This window comes from Rhizobium sp. WW22 (assembly GCF_047041135.1).
Classification (GTDB): domain Bacteria; phylum Pseudomonadota; class Alphaproteobacteria; order Rhizobiales; family Rhizobiaceae; genus Rhizobium.
Genome location: NZ_CP178198.1, coordinates 1,169,412 through 1,188,471 on the forward strand (window position 1 = coordinate 1,169,412; position 19,060 = coordinate 1,188,471).

16 protein-coding genes and 2 tRNA genes are annotated in these 19,060 nt (G+C 58.5%); 10 read left to right on the forward strand and 8 right to left on the reverse strand.

The window, feature by feature from the left end; genetic code table 11:
- Positions 1 to 64: 64 nt before the first annotated feature.
- Positions 65 to 895: an SDR family NAD(P)-dependent oxidoreductase gene (locus ACK83U_RS05885; protein ID WP_112610107.1), complete on the forward strand. Its 831-nt coding sequence runs from the start codon at positions 65 to 67 to the stop codon at positions 893 to 895.
- 3 nt (positions 896 to 898) lie between these two features.
- Here the strand turns inward: ACK83U_RS05885 and ACK83U_RS05890 are convergent, their stop codons facing one another.
- The gene (locus ACK83U_RS05890) at positions 899 to 2,356 is read right to left on the reverse strand and encodes a cryptochrome/photolyase family protein (protein ID WP_112610109.1); all 1,458 of its coding nucleotides are present in this window, start codon (positions 2,354 to 2,356) and stop codon (positions 899 to 901) included.
- A 249-nt stretch (positions 2,357 to 2,605) separates the two neighbouring features.
- Here ACK83U_RS05890 and ACK83U_RS05895 point away from each other — a divergent pair, with 249 nt between their 5' ends.
- Entirely contained in the window at positions 2,606 to 3,718 is a 1,113-nt protein-coding gene (locus tag ACK83U_RS05895; protein WP_112610111.1) for a sn-glycerol-3-phosphate import ATP-binding protein UgpC, read from the forward strand.
- Between the two features lie 188 nt (positions 3,719 to 3,906).
- Here the strand turns inward: ACK83U_RS05895 and ACK83U_RS05900 are convergent, their stop codons facing one another.
- The 3 genes from ACK83U_RS05900 to ACK83U_RS05910 form a co-directional block, all read right to left on the reverse strand.
- Positions 3,907 to 4,821, reverse strand: a complete 915-nt coding sequence (locus tag ACK83U_RS05900) for an ABC transporter permease subunit (RefSeq protein WP_112610113.1) — start codon at positions 4,819 to 4,821, stop codon at positions 3,907 to 3,909.
- 7 nt (positions 4,822 to 4,828) lie between these two features.
- On the reverse strand, positions 4,829 to 5,713 hold the full coding sequence (locus ACK83U_RS05905; protein WP_112610115.1) for an ABC transporter permease subunit: 885 nt from the start codon (positions 5,711 to 5,713) through the stop codon (positions 4,829 to 4,831).
- Positions 5,714 to 5,811: 98 nt separating this feature from the next.
- A complete protein-coding gene (locus tag ACK83U_RS05910; protein WP_112610117.1) occupies positions 5,812 to 7,164 on the reverse strand; it encodes an extracellular solute-binding protein in 1,353 nt (450 codons plus the stop codon).
- Between the two features lie 325 nt (positions 7,165 to 7,489).
- Here ACK83U_RS05910 and ACK83U_RS05915 point away from each other — a divergent pair, with 325 nt between their 5' ends.
- Complete coding sequence (locus tag ACK83U_RS05915; protein ID WP_112610119.1) at positions 7,490 to 8,047, forward strand: sugar O-acetyltransferase; 558 nt, start codon at positions 7,490 to 7,492, stop codon at positions 8,045 to 8,047.
- 10 nt (positions 8,048 to 8,057) lie between these two features.
- Here the strand turns inward: ACK83U_RS05915 and ACK83U_RS05920 are convergent, their stop codons facing one another.
- Positions 8,058 to 8,369, reverse strand: a complete 312-nt coding sequence (locus ACK83U_RS05920; RefSeq protein ID WP_015339668.1) for a hypothetical protein — start codon at positions 8,367 to 8,369, stop codon at positions 8,058 to 8,060.
- A gap of 116 nt (positions 8,370 to 8,485) precedes the next feature.
- Between ACK83U_RS05920 and ACK83U_RS05925 the strand changes: the two genes are divergently transcribed.
- The 3 genes from ACK83U_RS05925 (at position 8,486) to ACK83U_RS05935 (ending at position 9,760) form a co-directional block, all read left to right on the forward strand.
- A tRNA-Asn gene (locus tag ACK83U_RS05925) sits at positions 8,486 to 8,560 on the forward strand.
- Between the two features lie 296 nt (positions 8,561 to 8,856).
- Positions 8,857 to 9,261, forward strand: coding sequence for a DoxX family protein (locus ACK83U_RS05930; RefSeq protein ID WP_112610121.1), 405 nt, complete (start codon positions 8,857 to 8,859; stop codon positions 9,259 to 9,261).
- Between the two features lie 310 nt (positions 9,262 to 9,571).
- A complete protein-coding gene (locus ACK83U_RS05935) occupies positions 9,572 to 9,760 on the forward strand; it encodes a hypothetical protein (RefSeq protein ID WP_112610123.1) in 189 nt (62 codons plus the stop codon).
- A gap of 186 nt (positions 9,761 to 9,946) precedes the next feature.
- On the opposite strand, the gene ACK83U_RS05940 is transcribed toward ACK83U_RS05935, so the two are convergent.
- A complete protein-coding gene (locus tag ACK83U_RS05940; RefSeq protein ID WP_162708077.1) occupies positions 9,947 to 10,114 on the reverse strand; it encodes a hypothetical protein in 168 nt (55 codons plus the stop codon).
- A 337-nt stretch (positions 10,115 to 10,451) separates the two neighbouring features.
- Positions 10,452 to 11,558, reverse strand: a complete 1,107-nt coding sequence (locus ACK83U_RS05945) for a porin (protein ID WP_015339672.1) — start codon at positions 11,556 to 11,558, stop codon at positions 10,452 to 10,454.
- 1,052 nt (positions 11,559 to 12,610) lie between these two features.
- Between ACK83U_RS05945 and ACK83U_RS05950 the strand changes: the two genes are divergently transcribed.
- Positions 12,611 to 12,684 (forward strand) — tRNA-Cys (locus tag ACK83U_RS05950).
- Between the two features lie 597 nt (positions 12,685 to 13,281).
- Here the strand turns inward: ACK83U_RS05950 and ACK83U_RS05955 are convergent.
- Complete coding sequence (locus ACK83U_RS05955) at positions 13,282 to 13,722, reverse strand: Rap1a/Tai family immunity protein (protein WP_112610127.1); 441 nt, start codon at positions 13,720 to 13,722, stop codon at positions 13,282 to 13,284.
- Positions 13,723 to 14,177: 455 nt separating this feature from the next.
- Here ACK83U_RS05955 and ACK83U_RS05960 point away from each other — a divergent pair, with 455 nt between their 5' ends.
- The 3 genes from ACK83U_RS05960 (at position 14,178) to ACK83U_RS05970 (ending at position 18,916) form a co-directional block, all read left to right on the forward strand.
- The gene (locus tag ACK83U_RS05960; protein ID WP_112610129.1) at positions 14,178 to 14,828 is read left to right on the forward strand and encodes a protein-L-isoaspartate O-methyltransferase family protein; all 651 of its coding nucleotides are present in this window, start codon (positions 14,178 to 14,180) and stop codon (positions 14,826 to 14,828) included.
- A gap of 258 nt (positions 14,829 to 15,086) precedes the next feature.
- A complete protein-coding gene (locus ACK83U_RS05965) occupies positions 15,087 to 15,950 on the forward strand; it encodes a DUF2497 domain-containing protein (RefSeq protein WP_112610333.1) in 864 nt (287 codons plus the stop codon).
- Positions 15,951 to 16,072: 122 nt separating this feature from the next.
- A complete protein-coding gene (locus ACK83U_RS05970; RefSeq protein ID WP_112610131.1) occupies positions 16,073 to 18,916 on the forward strand; it encodes a valine--tRNA ligase in 2,844 nt (947 codons plus the stop codon).
- Positions 18,917 to 19,060 lie beyond the last annotated feature (144 nt).

Genomic DNA, 19,060 nt, shown 5'->3' on the forward strand with positions numbered 1-19,060 from the left:
AATGCCACGGACGGCCGCAGTTCAAGCGTTTGATGTAGGCGGCCGCCAGCCAAGGAGAAGAGCCATGAGCCCGTTCATCGCACGTCCTGAACACGGAGTCGTCTGGATTACCGGCGCCAGTTCCGGTATCGGCCGCGCGCTCGCGCTGAAGCTGGCAGAGGAAGGCTACAAGCTCGCCGTTACGGCGCGCAGCCACGACAAGCTTCTGGCGCTGCAGGCCGAGGCAAGCGCGCTTGCAGGCAGCATTGTCGTGCTCGACGGCGATGTGACCGATACAGAGGACATGGAGCACACAGTTGCGGCAATTGAATATCAGCACGGCCCCATTGCCCTGGCGGTTCTGAACGCCGGCGTCTATTTGCCGGCCCGGGGCGAAGATCTTAATCACGAAGTGTTCGAACGCAGTTTTGCCGTCAATCTTCACGGTGTCGTCAATTGTCTCGTTCCGGCGGTGCGGCATATGCGGGCGCGGGGATACGGCCAAGTTGCCCTTGTCTCATCCGTCGCCGGTTATGGCGGACTTCCCGGCGGTGCGGCTTACGGAGCCAGCAAGGCCGCGCTGATCAACATGGCGGAAAGCCTGAACTTCGAGCTCGATCGCATGGGCATCCGCATCCAGCTCATCACCCCGGGCTATGTCGACACGCCGTTGACGGCTCAAAATAAGTTCGACATGCCTGAGATCGCGTCGGCACAGCAGGCGGCGGATGCGATCGCCGCCGGGTTGAAATCACCATCCTTCGACATCAGTTTCCCGAAGAGCATGGTCTATCGGGCAAAGCTGCTGAAGTTTCTGCCCTATAGCCTGTATTTCAAGGTGCTCAGGTATTTTTTGGGGAACGGGAGCAAGCGCCGGCCGGCGGGGCCGCATATCACGGCGCATCCAGCGGAATAGCGCCTATCCATCATCTTTAAGCGATGCGTGCGCGGCAAGCGCACGCTGCCGCGCCGTGGCATGATCGACGATGGGACGGGGGTAGTGTTTGCCGAGTTCTATTCCTGAACGCTTGAGCACGTCATCAGGCGCCTCGAACGGCCGGTGGATATATTTGTTGTCGAGCTTGGAGAGCTCCGGCACGAAAGTTCGGACATAGCCGCCATCCGGATCGAATTTCTCGCCCTGCAGCACCGGATTGAAGATGCGGAAGAAGGGTGAAGCATCGGCGCCGGAGCCCGCCACCCACTGCCAGTTTGCCGTATTGGCGGCCGGATCGGCATCGACGAGCGTGTCGCGAAACCAGGCTTCGCCTTCGCGCCAGTCGATCAGCAGATCCTTGATCAGGAAAGATGCCGCGATCATGCGAACGCGATTGTGCATCCAGCCATGGCGCCACAGCTGCCGCATGCCGGCATCGACGATCGGATAACCTGTTTGGCCACGCTGCCAGCTTGCCAGCAGCTTGGCATCCGATAGCCAGGGAAAATCATCGTAGCGATCGTTCCAGTTGGCTGTCCGGAGCTTTGGGAAATGAAAGAGCTGATGATAGCAGAACTCCCGCCAGACAAGCTCCTTGCGAAAGCGAACGATATCATCGTTCGGGATCTTGCCGGATAGTCCGCGTGTTGCGTGCCAGATGCGGGCAGGCGATATCTCTCCGAGCGCCAGATGCGGCGAGAGCAGGGAGGTTGACGATTTATCCGGAAAATCGCGGCCGACCGCATAACCATCGATGACGCCATCGACGAAAGTCTTGAGCTTTTCCTGTGCCGCGGCTTCACCTGGCGTCCATATGTCCGGAAACTCCGATGCCCAGTTCGGCTTGGTGGGTAGTAGTGACCAAGAGGTGAGCGCGTCCGATTGCGGCCAGCGGCGGGGCGCAAGAAGCCTTCGGGGCGCCTCGATCGGAAACGGCGGCTCGCCGGATTGCTCGAATGCGCGCCAGAACGGCGTGTAAGTCTTGTAATGGTTACCGGTTCCCGTGCGCAGGCGCGTGGGTTCGTGCAGCAGCTGACCGGCAAAGCTGTTGGCCTCGATGCCCTTGCTCCGCAAAGCCTTCTTGATTTGGGTGTCCACCTCGATACCGGCCGGATCGTATCGACGGTTCCAGACAATGGCTTCGGCCCCGGTTTCGTCAATGAGTTTTTTAAGCACCGTCAGGGCATCGCCCTGGCGAAGAATGAGCTTGTTCCCAACTGCATCAAGAGCGGTTTGCAGGGCAGCGAGCGAATGATGCAGCCACCATTCCTGTGCTCCGCCAAGTGGGCCACGCTCCGTTGCGCCCGGCTCGCGAATATAGACGGGAATTAGAGGGCGGCTCGATGTTGCCGCCGACTGCAGCGCGTGGTTGTCGTCCAGGCGGAGATCCTTGCGAAACCATAGCAGGATGGGGTTCGGCTCTTTTATCGCTGTTGTCATGGTCCTGGCCGATCGGTCATCCTCTGTTGCTTCTCGCATGCCTTTTGGCTGCGGAAACCCTTATACGACGCAGACCGTCGAATGGTTTCACTACCACGCGTTACATAAGCGAATGCCACACGCAACTCTCGTAGGGAAAACTCGATCTCCTTTGTGGTATAAGGAATGCTTGTCACTGTTCTGTAATGCAAATTCGCTAGCAGTCCACCCGATTGACGTGCCGAGAATGGACAGGCGGGGAAGATTAAAATGGCGGAAATCCGCATCGAACAAGTTCGCAAGGCCTATGGACGCAATCCGGTCGTTCATGGCGTCGACCTGAATTTCCGATCGGGCGAATTTGTCGTCATCCTCGGACCTTCCGGCTGTGGCAAGTCCACCCTGCTGCGCATGATCGCCGGTCTTGAGGATATCACCTCGGGCGAAATCAGCATTGACGGCAAGGTGGTCAACCAGCTCGAGCCGCGCGAGCGCGGCTGCGCCATGGTCTTCCAGAACTACGCGCTCTATCCGCACATGGATGTCGCAGCCAACATGGGCTATGCGCTCAAGGTCGCCGGCGTGCCGCGCGCCGAGCGTGACCGCCGCATCAGGGAAACCGCCAAGATCGTCGGCCTCGAAGATTTCCTGGCACGCAAGCCGGCCGAGCTTTCCGGCGGTCAGCGCCAGCGCGTCGCCATGGGCCGCGCCATCATACGCGAGCCGAAGGTCTTCCTCTTCGACGAACCGCTCTCCAACCTCGATGCCAAGCTGCGCGTGCAGATGCGTGTCGAAATTCGCCGCCTGCACAAGCGTCTGTCGGCGACCTCGGTCTTCGTGACGCATGATCAGGTCGAGGCCATGACGCTCGCCGACAAGCTCGTCGTCATGTACAAGGGCAATGTCGAGCAGGTCGGCACGCCGCTCGAGGTCTACAACACGCCGCGTACCCGTTTCGTTGGCTCCTTCATCGGCTCTCCGGCCATGAATTTCCTGGAAGGCACTTTCGCGGCCAATGGCGAGCAATTCATCTTCGACGGCATTCCGATCGCCATCGACGCCAACATCGGCAAGCGCCATGCCGGCCAGCCGGTTGCCCTCGGCCTCCGGCCGGAACATGCACGCCTCGTTCCTGCCGGCACGCCCGGTGCTATCCCGGCAACGGTCGATTTCGTCGAAGAACTCGGTGCCGGCCGTGTCATCCATTGCGATATCAACGGTTCGAGCTTCGCTGTCGCCGTTGCCGATCATACGACAGGCCAGACCGGTCAGTCGGTTGCGCTGGAACTGCCGCAGCAGCACACCCACCTCTTCGCCCAGGACACCGGGCTGCGGCTCGACGCCGTTGCCTCCGTCACGCCGCTGAAGGTGCTGGCGAGCTGATTTCAAACATAAGTTTTCAGTAGGTATAGCCCGGAAGTTTTCCCGACTTCCGGGCTTTTTATGTGTCGCAGGTCCACGGAGTTTAGGTGAAGGTTGCGTTTGCGCAGGGATATTCCGGCGCGATATCGATGAATACTCGATCGCAGGTGACTGCCGCGCCTGCAAATATGGCGCGGCAGGAAACGAGATTACTTCTCGGTTGCGATCAACCCACGAACGAACCAGCGCTGCATCAGCACGACGACGGCCAGCGGCGGCAGCATGACGATCAGCGTACCGGCCATGGCGATGTGCCATTCCGGAAGGCCGCCGATGTTCGGGATGAGCTGCTTGAGTTCGGTCACGGCGGTTGCATGCGCCGGATCGGTAGTGACGAGCAACGGCCAGAGATACTGATTCCAGGCCCAGAGGAACATGATGGTACCGAGGGCAGCCATATTGGTGCGCGACAGCGGCATCAGGATATCGATGAAGAAGCGCAGCGAACCGGCGCCGTCCATGCGAGCGGCTTCCGTCAGCTCATCCGGTATCGTCAGAAAGAACTGGCGATAGAGGAACGTACCTGTCGCCGTGGCGATCAGCGGTAGGATCAGGCCGGGATAGGAATTGAGCAGCCCGAGGTTCAGCGAGACTTCGATACCCGTAAGCTTTGCGATGAGCCAGGTGATGCCGGTGAGGTCGAGCAGCCCCTGATAGGGTGACAGGACGTTGGCGGCAACGGCATAGGTCGGTACGATACGCACTTCGAGCGGCAGCATGAGCGTTATGAAGATCAGCCAAAAAATAAAATGGCGCCCAGGGTAGCGGAAATAGACCAGGGAGAAGGCCGTTATCGCCGAAATGAGCACCTTGCCCACCGCAACGCCGGTGGCGAAGATCAGGCTGTTCAGCAGCTTGGGGCCGAGATTGGCGGTCGTCCATGCCGTCTGCATGTTGACCCAGAAATCCGAACCGGGGATCAGCGACATCGGCACTTTGTTGACGTCGGCGATGTTATGCGATGCCGCAATGGCGACGATGGCCAGCGGGCCTACGGCGATGATGAAGCCGATGAGCAGGATTAGATGAGTGAAGAAATTAAGGATGGGGGTGCGCTCGATCATGTCAGCCTCAACGGTAATGCACGCGCTTCTCGATGAAGCGGAACTGGAAGATGGTCAGCAGGACGATCAGCAGCATGAGAATGATGCTCTGCGCCGCCGCCCCGGAAAAATCGAGACCTTTGAAGCCGTCCGAATAGATCTTGTAGACCATGAGGTTGGTCGAGTTGTGCGGGCCGCCCGATGTCATGATGTCGACGATGCCGAATGAATCCTGAAAGCTTTCGGTGATGTTGATGACGAGCAGGAAGAAGATCGTCGGCGTGATCAACGGGAACTGGATATCCCAGAAGCGGCGGAGCACGCCGGAGCCGTCCATGGCGGCTGCTTCGATCAGCGAGCGTGGAATGGCCTGGAAGGCGGCGAGAAAGAAGATGAAGCTGTAGCCGATATATTTCCAGGAGAAGGCGGCGATGACCGAGGCCATGGCGGCGTTGCCATCGAGACCCGGATCCCAAAATCCCGGCCAATAGTGATTGACGATGGACATGAAGCCGGCTTCAGGCGCCAGGATGAAACGGAAGGCCATGGCCGATGCGGGAGCAGCGATGCCGTAAGGCCAGATGAGCACGACACGGTAGATTCTTGAGCCCCGCAACTGCCGGTCGGTCAGCGCAGCGAGGATCAGCGCGACCACCATGGAAATCGCGGTGCTGATGGCTGCGAAGGCGATGCTGATCGTGACCGAGTTCCAGTAATCGGAATTGGCAAGGATGGATCTGAAATTATCGAGCCCCACCCAGATATTGCCGCCGCCCCAGGGCTGCTGCAGCGTTAGGGACCAGAAGATCGCCTGACCGGCCGGCCAATAGAAAAAGGTGAAGATTAGGAGCAGCTGCGGCACTGCGAACAGGATGCCGACGCTCCATTTGTTGAAGGTTATTCGCTTTTCCATTGTCTCTTCCGGCTTGGAATTCCGATGGCACTCTTGCCCTCATAACGAACGTCCGCCGGGAAACCCCGACGGACGCTGCGTGGCACGAGTTTTGCTGCTTACGGCAGCTGCTTGCCCTTGTAGGTGGCTTCGAAGCGCTCGAGCACGGCGTCGCCGTTCTTGACGAGGTTGTCGATGCCTTCCTGGACGCTGACCTTGTTGGCAAAGATGGCCTGCATCTGGTTGCCGAACTCAGCGCGGATCTGCGTGAAGTTGCCGAGACGGATACCGCGGGTAATCGGGGTCGGCTCGGAAGCGGTCAAGCTGGCGATGGCGACTTCGCGGCCCTTATAGGGAGCCTTGTCGTAGAAGCCGGAGGACTTCATGAATTCAAAACCGGAATTCGTAACCGGGATGTAGCCGGTGTTGGTCGACCAGAAGAGAGCGGTCTTGGGGTCGTGGATGAAGTTCAGGAACGCAGCGGCGCCCTTGTATTCGTCAGCCGACTTGCCGGAGAGAACCCAAAGCGAAGCGCCGCCGACCAGCGAGTTCTTGCGCTCGGTGCCGGCATAGACCGGAAGCTCGGCAACATCCCAGTTCATGCCGGCTTTCTGCGTCTTGCCAACCGTGCCGTGGTCGCCGACTGAGGTCATGATCATTTGGCAATCGCCCGCTGCAAAGGCCTGAACCATGTCTTGGCCGAGGTCCTTGGACTTGATCTTGATGAGGCCCTGATCGTACCAGCTTTTGAGGTCGGTCACATATTTGACGAACTTGGTCTTGTTGACCTCAAGACGGGCATCGAGGCCGTCATAGCCGTTATTCTTTGTGGCGATCGGCTGATTGTGAATGGCGGAGAACTGTTCCATCAGCTGCCAGCTTTCGTTGCCGGAGATGTTGATGGCCATCGGGCAATCATAGCCGGCACTCTTGAGCGCCTTCATGTCTTCGGCGGCTTCTTCCCAGGTCTTCGGAGCGGCGGTCTTGCCGATCTTCGCGAAGGAGTCCTTGTTCCAGTAGAGCAGGGCGGTCGAGGAGTTGAACGGGAAGGAGAGCAGCTCGCCCTTCGAGGTGGCGTAGTAGCGGGCGATACCCGGGAAATAGTCGTTCCAGTCGATCTTGTAACCGTTTTCGGACATCAGTTTGCCGGCCGGATAATAGGCACCGGAGAGCATCATGGTCGCGGTGCCGGCGTCGTACACTTGAACGATTGCGGGCTGCTTGCCGGCGCGGAAGGCGGCGATGGTGTTCTGCAGGGCGGCGTCATAGTTACCCTGGCTGACGCAGGAGACTTCATAATCCTTTTGGGAATCGTTGAAGTTCTTGCAGAGCGTCTGAACGACGCGTTCCAGGTCGCCCGACAGACCGAACCAGAAATCGAACTTGACCGGAGCTGCGGCAGCCGGCATCGCCAAGGCGACGCTCATGACGCCCGCAGCGGCGGCAGAAATGTAATTTTTAAGTTTCGACATATCCCTATTTCCTTTTGAAAGCTCGGAACCGGTGGTCTTGCGCAAGTCCGCGGTAGCGCGGGTTATAGACAAGCTGTGTGACAGTTTGTTGTGGGCAAGAATCCCGCATTGACGGGCTTTTTCATAAGGGCAGCGGCTCTGTGGAGCAGCGTTCACTTCAGGATCGTGCATTTGAGGTTTTGCTAATCAAAAGGTGTAGGCTGCGCACATTCACCCATAGATTGCAGTTCGGTCAGGAAGACGCGATGGTCTTCCTTGCCTGTGCCCCGGGCGGTGTTGCAAGATCGCCGCCGGGACGTTCGGAAGGCATTGGAGGAATGAGAATATGGGTCTCAGTGAGCGGCAGAAAATGGCGGCGGGGGAGTGGTACTGTTGTTTCGATCCGGAACTCGACGCCTTGCGCTGGCAGGCACGCGAGGCTGTGCATGCACATAATACAATGCCGCCCGCCCAGCGCGGCAATCTTGCGCCGGCTTTGTCTGCGCTCTTTGCCGAGATCGGCGAGAGCGTCTTCATCGAGGCGCCGTTTCATTGCTCCTATGGCATCAATATCTCGCTCGGCCGCCGAGTCTACATGAATGCCGGCTGCACCATCCTCGACAGCGCCAGCGTCCGCATCGGCGACGGCAGCATGCTGGGGCCGGAGGTCCATATCTATTGTGCCGAACATCACAAGGATGCCGAACTGCGCGGAGCGGGCATGGAGATCGCGCGGCCGGTAACGATAGGCAGAAGCGTCTGGATCGGCGGTGGAGCGATCTTGGTCGGCGGCATCACGGTAGGCGATGGCGCGATCATCGGCGCCGGCGCGGTCGTCACCAGGGATGTTGCCGCCGGTGCGACTGTTGTCGGCAATCCTGCTCGTCCCGTTCGCGCGGGATAGGATAAAAGAGTTAGTTTGCCGGGCGGCGTTTTCGTGTCCACCATACGGCGAAGCGGCGGCGCCAGCGGCGAACCATCGGCATGTCGTGCGAGAGCACGATGAAGCCCAGTGGCAGCATCCAGAAGCCGAGCACCGGCAGGAAGCCGAGCAGTCCGCCGAAAATCAGCGCTATCCCCACGCCGACGCGGGCAAGGCGCGATCGGGGCAGGGGGATTCTCACAGAGCCGAAAACCAGCTCGCGGGTCGCGGGATCAATGCCAAAACGGCGGGTTTTCCGGCCATTCCGATCGGCATTTGCGGTCGTTTCACTTTGATCGGTCATCCACAGGAAATGGTGGCGCGAGGAAATAATGCAAGAGAATTCATTTTTTTTGAAAAAACCGCTTGGCAAATCGGGAAAGCATTTGTATTACCCCGCTCACACCGCGCCAAGCGCATTCCCTGGTAGCTCAGCGGTAGAGCATTCGACTGTTAATCGACAGGTCGCCGGTTCGAATCCGGCCCGGGGAGCCACTTTTTTCCACAGAACTGAAGTAGATAACGCCGCTAGAGCGCCCGGTTGAGTCTAGTTCCGCTTCTGCGGTTCTTAAGGCTGATGAACGCGGCCGAGCTTATAGCAGCGCATTTTTGCAGTTTTATTGCACCTGCCTCGCGGTAGTGATTTCCGCGGAGGCTCGTTCGGTTCGATCACCGCATCCTCGTTGACCTGTCTTTCCCACTCATGCCAGATTGCCGCCGCTTGTCAGCCAGGCACCAATGCCGGCGGGCAATTCGGGGACATCGGCCAGATTCGGCGGATTGGGGATAAAATGGCTGAGAATACGAGCTTTCGTAGTGGGGTGGCGCTGGGCTGGATTCTGAGCGCGATTGTTATTCTTGCATTGGCGGCCGATGCCGCTGTCGATCTCTTTATGCCGTCATTGATTGGCCCGCAGATGGCGGAGACGGGCTTTCCCGCCAATCTAGGCACGGTGGTGGGTTTGATCATCCTCATCAGCGTTGTTCTTTACGCAATTCCGCGCACCGCGGTTCTTGGAGCGATCCTCACGACCGGGTTCTTCGGCGGTGCCATTTGCACCCATTTGCGTCTCGGAGAAATCGGTTCTCCACCACAACTTATCAGTTTATTGCTCGGCATCATGGCGTGGGGTGGTCTCTATCTTCGTGACGAACGTATTCGGCGCCTGTTGCCCCTTCGTTCGGTGGACGACTGAAAATCGAGCGCATGCCTCATTCAGGATTTTTGCGATGCAATAACAATATCTTGCGCTGCACTCTTCTTCGCACGGGGTGGCGAATGGTAGCGGGCTAATGAGATTGTGCCAAGATGATGCATCGGTGCTTTTCGAGAGCCCGCGGAGGCGGCTCTCGGGTGGATATATGTGGTATTTCTGAAAAATTAGTTCAAGGTATGGTTGCCCTCGCGAATGTGAGGGCATGTTCATGTGCCGTTAATGCGATGCGGCACATGAACATAATGCGCGATCCGCGCAGCATAGTCCCCCAATGCTTTAGAGGTTCGACATGAAAAATCTGATTCTTGCTTCTGCAGTAGCTGTGGCGTCGGTCTTTGCCTTCAGCGTGCCGTCCGAGGCCGCTCCGATGCATCATCGTCATTACCATCACCACCATCATCATCACTGCCATGTGAAGAAGGTAAAGCGCAAGGTTCATGGACGCTGGGTTATCCGCCATGTGCGCGTCTGCCGCTGATCGGAAGACGCTTGGAACCGGCGCAGGTTCCTCTTAAAACAATAAGGCCGCCGCCGGAGTTCCGGTGGCGGCCTTATTGTTTATGTTATTCCTCGAAGTGACCCGCTGCCTACCTTGTGTCCGGCGTGAGCTTGGCAGGTATCATTCCGATTAGCAACCGGCCCCACTAAGGCCGAATCTCGAATATCACGCCGCCATGGCGACGATGATGATAGCGACGGTCGTCCCGCCATCTGTCATCCCAATGGCGGCGGCGATCCCAGCCGCGGTCACCATGCCAGTGACGGCGATCGCGATCACGCCAGCGGGGACGGTCGTCATCACCCCATCGGCGCGATCCTTGCTCTTGCACAAGGATAAGATCCGACGCGCGCGATATAGATGGACTGCTCGGCGGCGCGGCCGTCGCGGGGAGGGCGGCGGGTAGCGCGGAGCCTATAGCCAGTGTCACGCTCAAGGCGAGTGAAGCAAAGTGGTGTTTCAAGTTTCCAACTCCTGTAGTCAGCCATGTCCCTTTCATCGCTAAACGCCAGGGCATCGACTAGGTTCCCCTTTTCGTTGACTGGAGATCCCTGTGACACGCGTATTGATCGCAGGAGGAGCCGCTGATTGCGGATGTTGCATAAAAAAGGGGGCCGGCAGGGAAAGCCGGCCCCCTTCCTTCTCTGATCGGAGGTCAAGTCTGATCAGGTTAGAAGTTGCGTTCGAAGCGCAGGATGCCCGAAACAGTGTCGTCGTGGGCATAGTCATAATGAACGTAAGTCAGTTCCGGCTCGACCAGGAGGTTCTTGACCGGGTTGAACTTCAGGTTCGTGGTTGCTTCGAAGATCTTCGAGTCGCTGTAAGCAAGCTGCAGGTTCCACTTCAGCTTATCGTTGACCGGAACGCCGACGCCGCCCCAGACAGCCCAGTCACCCCAGCCGCACTTCGATGCATTGACGGTACCGTTCGGTGCCGTGCAAGCGGAGACGTCCTGGTTGGTGCCAGCGTATTTGTTGAGCTTGTCGCCGTCCGTGTTCCAACCGCCCATCAAGAAGGCCGTGAATGCGCCGAAGTCAGCATCGACGCGAGCCTTGATGGCGCCTTCTTCGACGATCGAGTCGTAACCGCCGACGACCTTGAAGCCCCATGCACCGGATTTGAAGCCGGCACCGGCAACGACGTCAGGAGCGTAGTGGTTCTGCCTGTCATCCGTCCACCAGCTTGCGCCGTAAGATGCCGAACCTGTTGTGGCGGAGTTGGAATCTTCGAGCGAGATCACGGCCGAGAAGCCGTTGCCGCCGTCATATTCATAGGTCAGCTGGTTCAGTTCGTACGGGCCGTCATAGATCACGTCGTCGTTGATGACGTCGCCGGCGTAGCCGATGTACAGATTGTACTGCGAGTCCTTCTTACCAACCGTAAAGCCGCCGAGGCTGATATAAGACCACAGCAGGTTGGTGGAGGTGGAGCCGCCATCGTTCCAGTCCCAGCGAACGATGGTTTCGGTCTTCAGCGGACCGTATTCGGTGTCGGTTGCGGTATCAACGTTCAGTTCGGCGCGGGTATGCCACAGCGTGCCCTGATGGCTGTCACGGTTGTAAGCGTTGTACCACTCACCTTCGGTACGTACCTTACCGCCGATCTTGAGGCAGGTTTCGGTGCCCGGGATGAAGAAGTAGCCAGCACCGTATGCGTCGCAGATGCGGACGTATTCCAGCGGCTCCGGCTCAGCTGCTACGATCGCATCAGCCGCGTGAGCACCGGATACTGCTGCAAGCGCAGCAGCGGAGCCGAGAAGAAGGCTCTTGATGTTCATAATAACTCCAATCTTTCTTGATTGGGCATGAGATATCGCGCCGAAAGACGACGTGCCCAACCCCATCCCGTTCATGTTCCCTATCAGTAGGTGCGAAGTAATAAGCCTCGCGAACTATTTCCTGAACCTGCTTCGGTGATTTGGCAAGATACTAAGGGTATGGAACTATATGTGCCCTACTTGAAAACCAGCGTTGTTGCAAAAATGACGCAATTCGCGGAGCTTCGTCGGTCACAACGCTGTCGGATCACACTTGAATAGGCCCTGCCCACGAAACGGAAAGCGTTTACGCCGCTACGCGTTAGAGTAGACGGCGGGCGATGGGGCGAGTGAGGGTAGAGACGGCTGAAGTATGATGTTAACGGCAATCGAGCTCAGCCGTTTGCCGTCCGTGTGCGTCGCGATCTCGAGACACTTTACTGAACTGTGCGTGTGAAACAGTTGTCGGGCGGGAAAACTGAGTATCATTCTGTAGCGGAGAGGAGGGCAGCTTGTCCGGCTTCCGCCCCGTTGCGATCGCCGCTGTTTGGCTGTGGTGCGTCCGACGACATTACTGGGGGCGTAGTCTCGTCGGACGCGGCACTGTCCGGTCTGTGGGTGGCGTACAAACCGGTAGTACTAATTCTAGCATCTACCTTAGGTCCCTATAACCTACCTGAATGGGCTGGCATCGACCGCGCCTCCGGACGGGTGGCGATTCCCCGAGCCGGCAATGTTCTTTTGCTCCTGAGACCCGGTTGGTTCGCGATAATTCGGCGCGATTGGCGGAGCATCCGGGTTTGCCCGTTGTCGGCAGCTGCGTCTCATGTTGCAGTCGGTCCTTGCCGATGCCAATGAAGGATCGGGTAGGCGCGTCTGATTGTCTATATCGGGCGTGTCCCGTCCGCTTGAAACCGAGCGCTCGTTAAGGCCGAGGGGGCGGCATTTTGCTCGCCCGCATGAGCAAATATCTTTTCGAAATGAAAAAAGGACAGGATTCGGAATGAACCCTCTTGCGGTTTTCTTTGGATCATTCTAAATCCGCGCCACCACAACGCAAATTGCTTTCGGATGGCCTCGTGGCGGAGTGGTTACGCAGAGGACTGCAAATCCTTGCACCCCGGTTCGATTCCGGGCGAGGCCTCCATCTCTTTCAAAACTGATTTATAAGTATCTGATTTCATTTTGTGTTTTCAGCTTTGGCAATCGTTGCCCCTGAGCTTTCCTCGCATTCACCACTTAATATGATTTCGGCCGTTCCATCCAGCTAATCAAAGCCTCGAGCAAAGGATCGCTACGCCGTGATCACGAGAGATCGCGGCCGGAGCATTAACTCCAGCGGCTGGGAACTGCAGTTTCCTTACGGTGGGATGAACTTGGATTGTGGGTTATGACGAAGCCGCCAGCCTGACGGTGCCGCTGAATTCGCGATCCATCAAAAGCAAAAGCGGTCCAGTCTAGGGAAAAAACTGGGCCGCCTTTTGCTGGACTAGAGGTCAATCAAATTCAGCATGCTAATTATAAGATGGACTTAGTATTTGTCAACGGAGATGCGAGACTGCGCCTTCGTGCATCGCACGCGGTGTTCTCCACTTGATGGCAATCCTATCTCGCAAGAGCGTCTCCGCTGTGCATTCGGTACGCAATATTGGCGGACAGGGCCGTCATCTGGATCGGTGCTCGAAAATTTGAGACATGTCCGCCGCGGCGTTGCAGCATGGAACATCGGGCCTTGCTGGCGGGCCTATTCCTCAAGACATGGAAACGCGAATTTATAGGCGCGTGCGATCAGAGAGCTGGCGGGCCGCTCCAGTTGCCAGGAGTGCTCCGCCATCCATTTGCAGGCTATCGTCGTTGCCTTTGTATTGCTGAGCTCGGGCGGCAGACAGAAAGCGCCTACGAACTGTTGAAGGTAGCGCTCGTAGCGCGACGAGTTTTTTGGAGTTTGCTTCGTGGCCCGGATCGTCAGGTTCTTCGTTCGCTGGGCCTCGTCGAGAATGCCCTGAATATAGACCGAAGCGAGCGTTCGGTCCTCTTCGCACCATTCGTCGAGCTGCTTTCCGGTAATGACATGTCCGATGATCGGGGCTGTGTCTTTCGCCTCATCCTCGCTTGATGTTTCCTCGCTCAACGCGACTTGGGGCAGGAGAAGGAGAAGCGCTGCGGCGAAGAGCGAAAGCCTCATTCGGAAAACCTACATCATCGAGGAAAGACTCGCGGCCAGAAAAACCACCAGCGGCAGCGACGTTACGACGAAAAGAACGAGAGAAACAGGCATCCCCAGCCACCTTCTATTCAAATTTAATATCTGGGCCGAATGGCTTCGGGCCGGAAGGTCGATTGGTCACCACACGGGTCCAACGCATCGAAGGGTGGTCGCGCGAAGTTAACATTTTGCTAACAGACGTCCCGGTCCGGAGCATGGCGGATCCGCAAGATGTCGCATATCCCGGATGCAGGGCGCTGACTTGTAGCTGACTTGTATTTGCGGATATCAATTGTTGTTCGTCGGCGACGCCTCGCCATGAATCTCTGCGGCTGTTGCCGCAATGCCTTGAAAGCGCGGCGTCAGGCGATTAAGACACGCGTAACAGAAAGTAGAGCCAGCTCGTTCTGGCACCAAGGGCGCAAGAGGATAAGATGGATTTCGAAGCAGCGCGCGTGAAGATGGTCGAGAACCAGATCCGGACGACGGATGTCACCTCCCATTCCGTGTTGAATGCATTTTTCGCCGTGCCGCGCGAAAATTTCGTACCGGAGAAGTCGAAGCTCCTGGCCTATGTCGATTGCGATATCGAGGTCGCTCCTGGCCGTTTCCTGATGGAAGCCTCGCCGCTAGCAAAGCTGCTGCAGCTCGGCGCCATCACCAAGGATGACAAGGTTCTCGATGTCGGCTGCGGCACGGGTTACGTGTCCGCCGTCTTGTCGCTTCTCGCCGGCAAGGTTATCGCGCTTGAATCCAACGAGGAGCTCGCGGCTCAGGCGAAGGCTAATCTTGCCGCGCTTGGCTACGACAATGTGACTGTCGTTGGCGGTGACCTTGAAAAGGGTCATGCCGCCGATGCACCCTATGATGTGATTTTCCTCAACGGTTCGATCGAACAATTGCCGCAGGGCCTGCTCGACCAGCTCGGCGAAGATGGCCGCCTTATCACCGTTATCGGCTATGGCCATGCCGCGCGCGCGACCGTTTTCATGCGCGAACGCGGTGCGTTTTCGGAAAACGTCTTCTTCAACGCCTCGATCAAGCCGCTGCCGGGCTTTGCCAAGGCCAAGGAATTCGTCTTCTGATTTCGTGAAGGTCCGATGATTGAGCTTGCGACAGGCGCCTTCGGGTGCCTGTTTTTTATTGTCGCGCCCTGTGGCAGAATCACGCTTAGCAGAGCGATTCGTCGTGATCGTAACAAAACTGTGCATCACCGGGTTTAGTGCTTTTCAGGTGATTTTGTTCCCGAAGACAGTCATCTAGGGTGGCCCTGATTCGGGTGCCGCCTGGCGAGTTTATGGTGCGAGTTTCCGGTCGTCGAATATGGGAAAACGGGGATGAATATGGCTCAGCCAAATGTAGTGCGTGAACCGTCCATGGAAGAAATTCTGGCGTCGATCCGCAGGATCATCGAAAGCAACGAACCCGTAGGTGCCAAGCCGACCCCCATGACGCATTTTGCCGCTTCCGGCATGCGTGACGACGACATTCAATTGACTGTGGATGAAGAATTCGCCGCCGCCGATCGCGCACGCGCTGCCGAGCAGGACCCGCGTTTCGTTGCGGCAAATTCGCAGGCGCCCGCTGTCGAGCCGGAAGGAGCCGGCCGCGGTCTGTCGCTGGCCGATGTTGCCGCGCGCGTGCGCGCTGCCTCCGAACGCAATACCGCCGCCTTGCTGAATGCCGGGCGGGAGCCGCAGCCGCGTGAGCTGCCGCCAGCCATAGCCGCACGCCTCGCCGAGGTACACGTCGAGCCGATCGCCGATGTCCCTCTGAGACAGGCCATTGGAGATGTTGCCGCACCGGTTGCTCAGCCTGTTTTGCGGGTGGCCGAGGTTGAACCCGAGATGGAAGAGCAGAAGCCGATGGCTGCCGCTATGGCGCCTCAGGTCGCAGCACCCGTCGAGGCACCTATTTTTGAGGCGCCGGAACCAGCCGTTGCCATGGAAGTGGAAGCGCCCCTGTCGTCGGCCCAGGCCGTATCCGCATCGCCGCTGATGTCGGAAGCCGCCGGCGCACAGGTTTCCCGCTCGTTCGAGGAATTGGCCGCCATCGTTGACGGCGGTCCGCGTCGCTCCCTTGACGAGCTTGCCCAGGAGATGCTGCGCCCCATGCTGCAGGAATGGCTCGACGATAACTTGCCGACCCTTGTGGAGCGCCTCGTGCGTGAGGAAATCGAAAGGGTGGCTCGCGGTTCGCGCCGCTGACAGGCCTGAGCTTCGGGTAGCCGATCCGCCGCTCCGGGCTCCGGGGCGGCTTTTTTATTGACTTGCCCACAGCCATCCTATTTACAACCCGCATCACCCAGTCCTCTAGATCCGGTCCTAAAATGCTCGACAAAACATATGATTCCGCCACCGTCGAACCGAAGATCGCCCAAAAATGGGATGAGGCCGACGCCTTTCGCGCCGGCGCGAACGCCAAACCGGGCGCGGAAACCTTCACGATCGTCATACCGCCGCCGAACGTGACCGGTTCGCTGCACATGGGCCATGCGCTGAACAACACGCTGCAGGACATCATGGTGCGGTTCGAGCGCATGCGCGGCAAGGACGTTCTCTGGCAGCCGGGCATGGACCATGCCGGCATCGCCACGCAGATGGTCGTCGAACGCCGTCTTGCCGAACGCCAGCAGCCGGATCGCCACAAGATGGGACGCGAAGCCTTCATCCAGAAGGTCTGGGAGTGGAAGGACGAGTCCGGCGGGTTGATCTTCAACCAGCTGAAGCGCCTCGGCGCTTCCTGCGACTGGTCGCGCGAGCGCTTCACAATGGACGAGGGTCTGTCCAAGGCGGTTCTCGAAGTCTTCGTCACACTCTACAAGGAAGGTCTGATCTATCGCGACAAGCGGCTGGTCAACTGGGATCCGAAGATGCTGACCGCAATTTCGGACATCGAAGTCGAGCAGCACGAGGTCAACGGCAATCTCTGGTACCTGCGTTATCCGCTGGAACCCGGCGTCACCTATCAGCATCCGATCGCCTTCGACGAAGAGGGCAAACCGACGGAGTGGGAAACGCGCGATTATCTCGTCGTCGCCACCACGCGGCCGGAAACCATGCTCGGCGATACCGGCGTTGCCGTTAATCCGGAAGACGAACGCTATAAGCCGCTCGTCGGCAAGCATGTTATCCTGCCGATCGTCGGTCGCCGCATCCCGATCGTTGCCGACGAATATCCGGATCCGACGGCCGGAACTGGCGCGGTCAAGATGACGCCTGCGCATGATTTCAACGACTTCGACGTCGGCAAGCGCCGCGGCCTACGCGTTGTCAACATTCTGACGCCGGAAGCGACCATCACCATCAAGGACAACGAGGATTTCCTTGAAGGTCTCGACAACCCTGCAGCCCTGCACGGGGCCTGGGACGAGCTGGAAGGCAAGGACCGCTTCGAGGCGCGCAAGATCATCGTCCGCATTTTCGAAGAATCGGGCCTGCTGGACAAGATCGAGCCACACAAGCACATGGTTCCGCATGGCGACCGTGGCGGCGTGCCGATCGAGCCGCGCCTGACGGAACAGTGGTATGTCGACGCCAAGACGCTCGCCGAACCGGCGATCGCCTCGGTCCGCGAAGGGCGTACGAAGCTCGTTCCGAAAAGCTGGGATAAGACCTATTACGACTGGATGGAAAACATCCAGCCATGGTGCGTTTCCCGTCAGCTGTGGTGGGGCCATCAGATTCCGGCCTGGTACGGTCCCGATGGCCAGGTCTTCGTCGAAAAGACCGAGGAAGAGGCACTGCAGGCCGCGATCCAGCATTATCTGTCGCATGAAGGGCCGATGAAGGCCTATGTCGAGGACCTGTTGGAGAACTTCAAGCCGGGCGAAATCCTGACGCGCGACGAAGACGTGCTTGACACCTGGTTCTCGTCGGCGCTTTGGCCTTTCTCGACGCTCGGCTGGCCGGATGAGACGCCGGAACTGGCACGCTACTATCCGACGAACGTCCTCGTCACCGGCTTCGATATCATCTTCTTCTGGGTTGCCCGCATGATGATGATGAGCCTTCACTTCATGAAGGACGAGGGTGGTGAGCCTGTCGAGCCGTTCAACACGGTCTATGTCCACGCCCTGGTGCGCGACAAGAACGGGCAGAAGATGTCGAAGTCCAAGGGCAACGTCATCGATCCTCTTGAGCTGATCGATCAGTACGGCGCCGATTCGCTGCGTTTCACGCTGGCGATCATGGCCGCACAAGGTCGCGACGTGAAGCTCGATCCTGCCCGCATCGCCGGCTACCGCAATTTCGGCACCAAGCTTTGGAACGCGACGCGCTTTGCCGAAATGAACGGCGCCAAGAGCGATCCGCATTTCGTGCCGGAAGCTGCCGAGCTCACCGTCAACCGCTGGATCCTGACGGAGTTGGCGCGCGCAGAGCGTGACGTGACCGAGGCGCTGGAAAGCTTCCGCTTCAATGATGCGGCAGGCGCTCTCTATCGCTTCATCTGGAACCAGTTCTGCGATTGGTATCTCGAGCTGTTGAAGCCGATCTTCAATGGCGAAGATGAAGGTGCCAAGGCGGAGGCGCAGTCCTGTGCAGCCTATGTGCTCGAAGAGACCTACAAGCTGCTGCATCCATTCATGCCCTTCATGACCGAGGAGCTCTGGGCTCATACGGCGGGCGAGGGCAGGGAACGCGATGGCCTGATCTGCCATGCGGATTGGCCGGCACCGTCCTATGCCGACAATGTCGCCGCCGATGAAATCAATTGGCTGATCGATCTGGTCTCCGGCATTCGTTCTGTTCGCTCGGAAATGAACGTGCCGCCGGCTGCAACGGCACCGCTGGTCGTTGTCGATGCCAATAGCCTGACGCGCGCGCGCCTGTTCCGTCACGATGCCGCCATCAAGCGGCTGGCGCGCGTGGAATCGGTTTCGCTTGCCGATACGGCACCGAAGGGCGCCGCCCAGATCGTCATCAGCGAGGCGACGGTCTGCTTGCCGCTTGGCAGCCTTATCGATCTCTCCGCCGAGAAAGCACGCCTCGAAAAGGCGATTGCCAAGAACGATCAGGAGATCGCTCGTATTGCCGGCAAGCTTTCGAACGAGAAGTTCGTTGCCAATGCCAATCCGGACATCGTCGCTGCCGAGCGCGAGCGTCTTGGCGAACTCGAGGGGCAACAGGCGAGCCTCAAGGTGGCGCTGGCCCGGGTGAGTGAAGCCGGCTGAGGCGTCGAAGCCCGAAGATCGCGCTTCGCATTTAGTAAATACAAATTGGAGGGCATGCGGTATTCGCCGCATGCCTTTTTGTTTATCCCCATCGATTCGATGCGTTTGACTGGATATGTGCCGCCACATCGCCGCCAGTTTCGC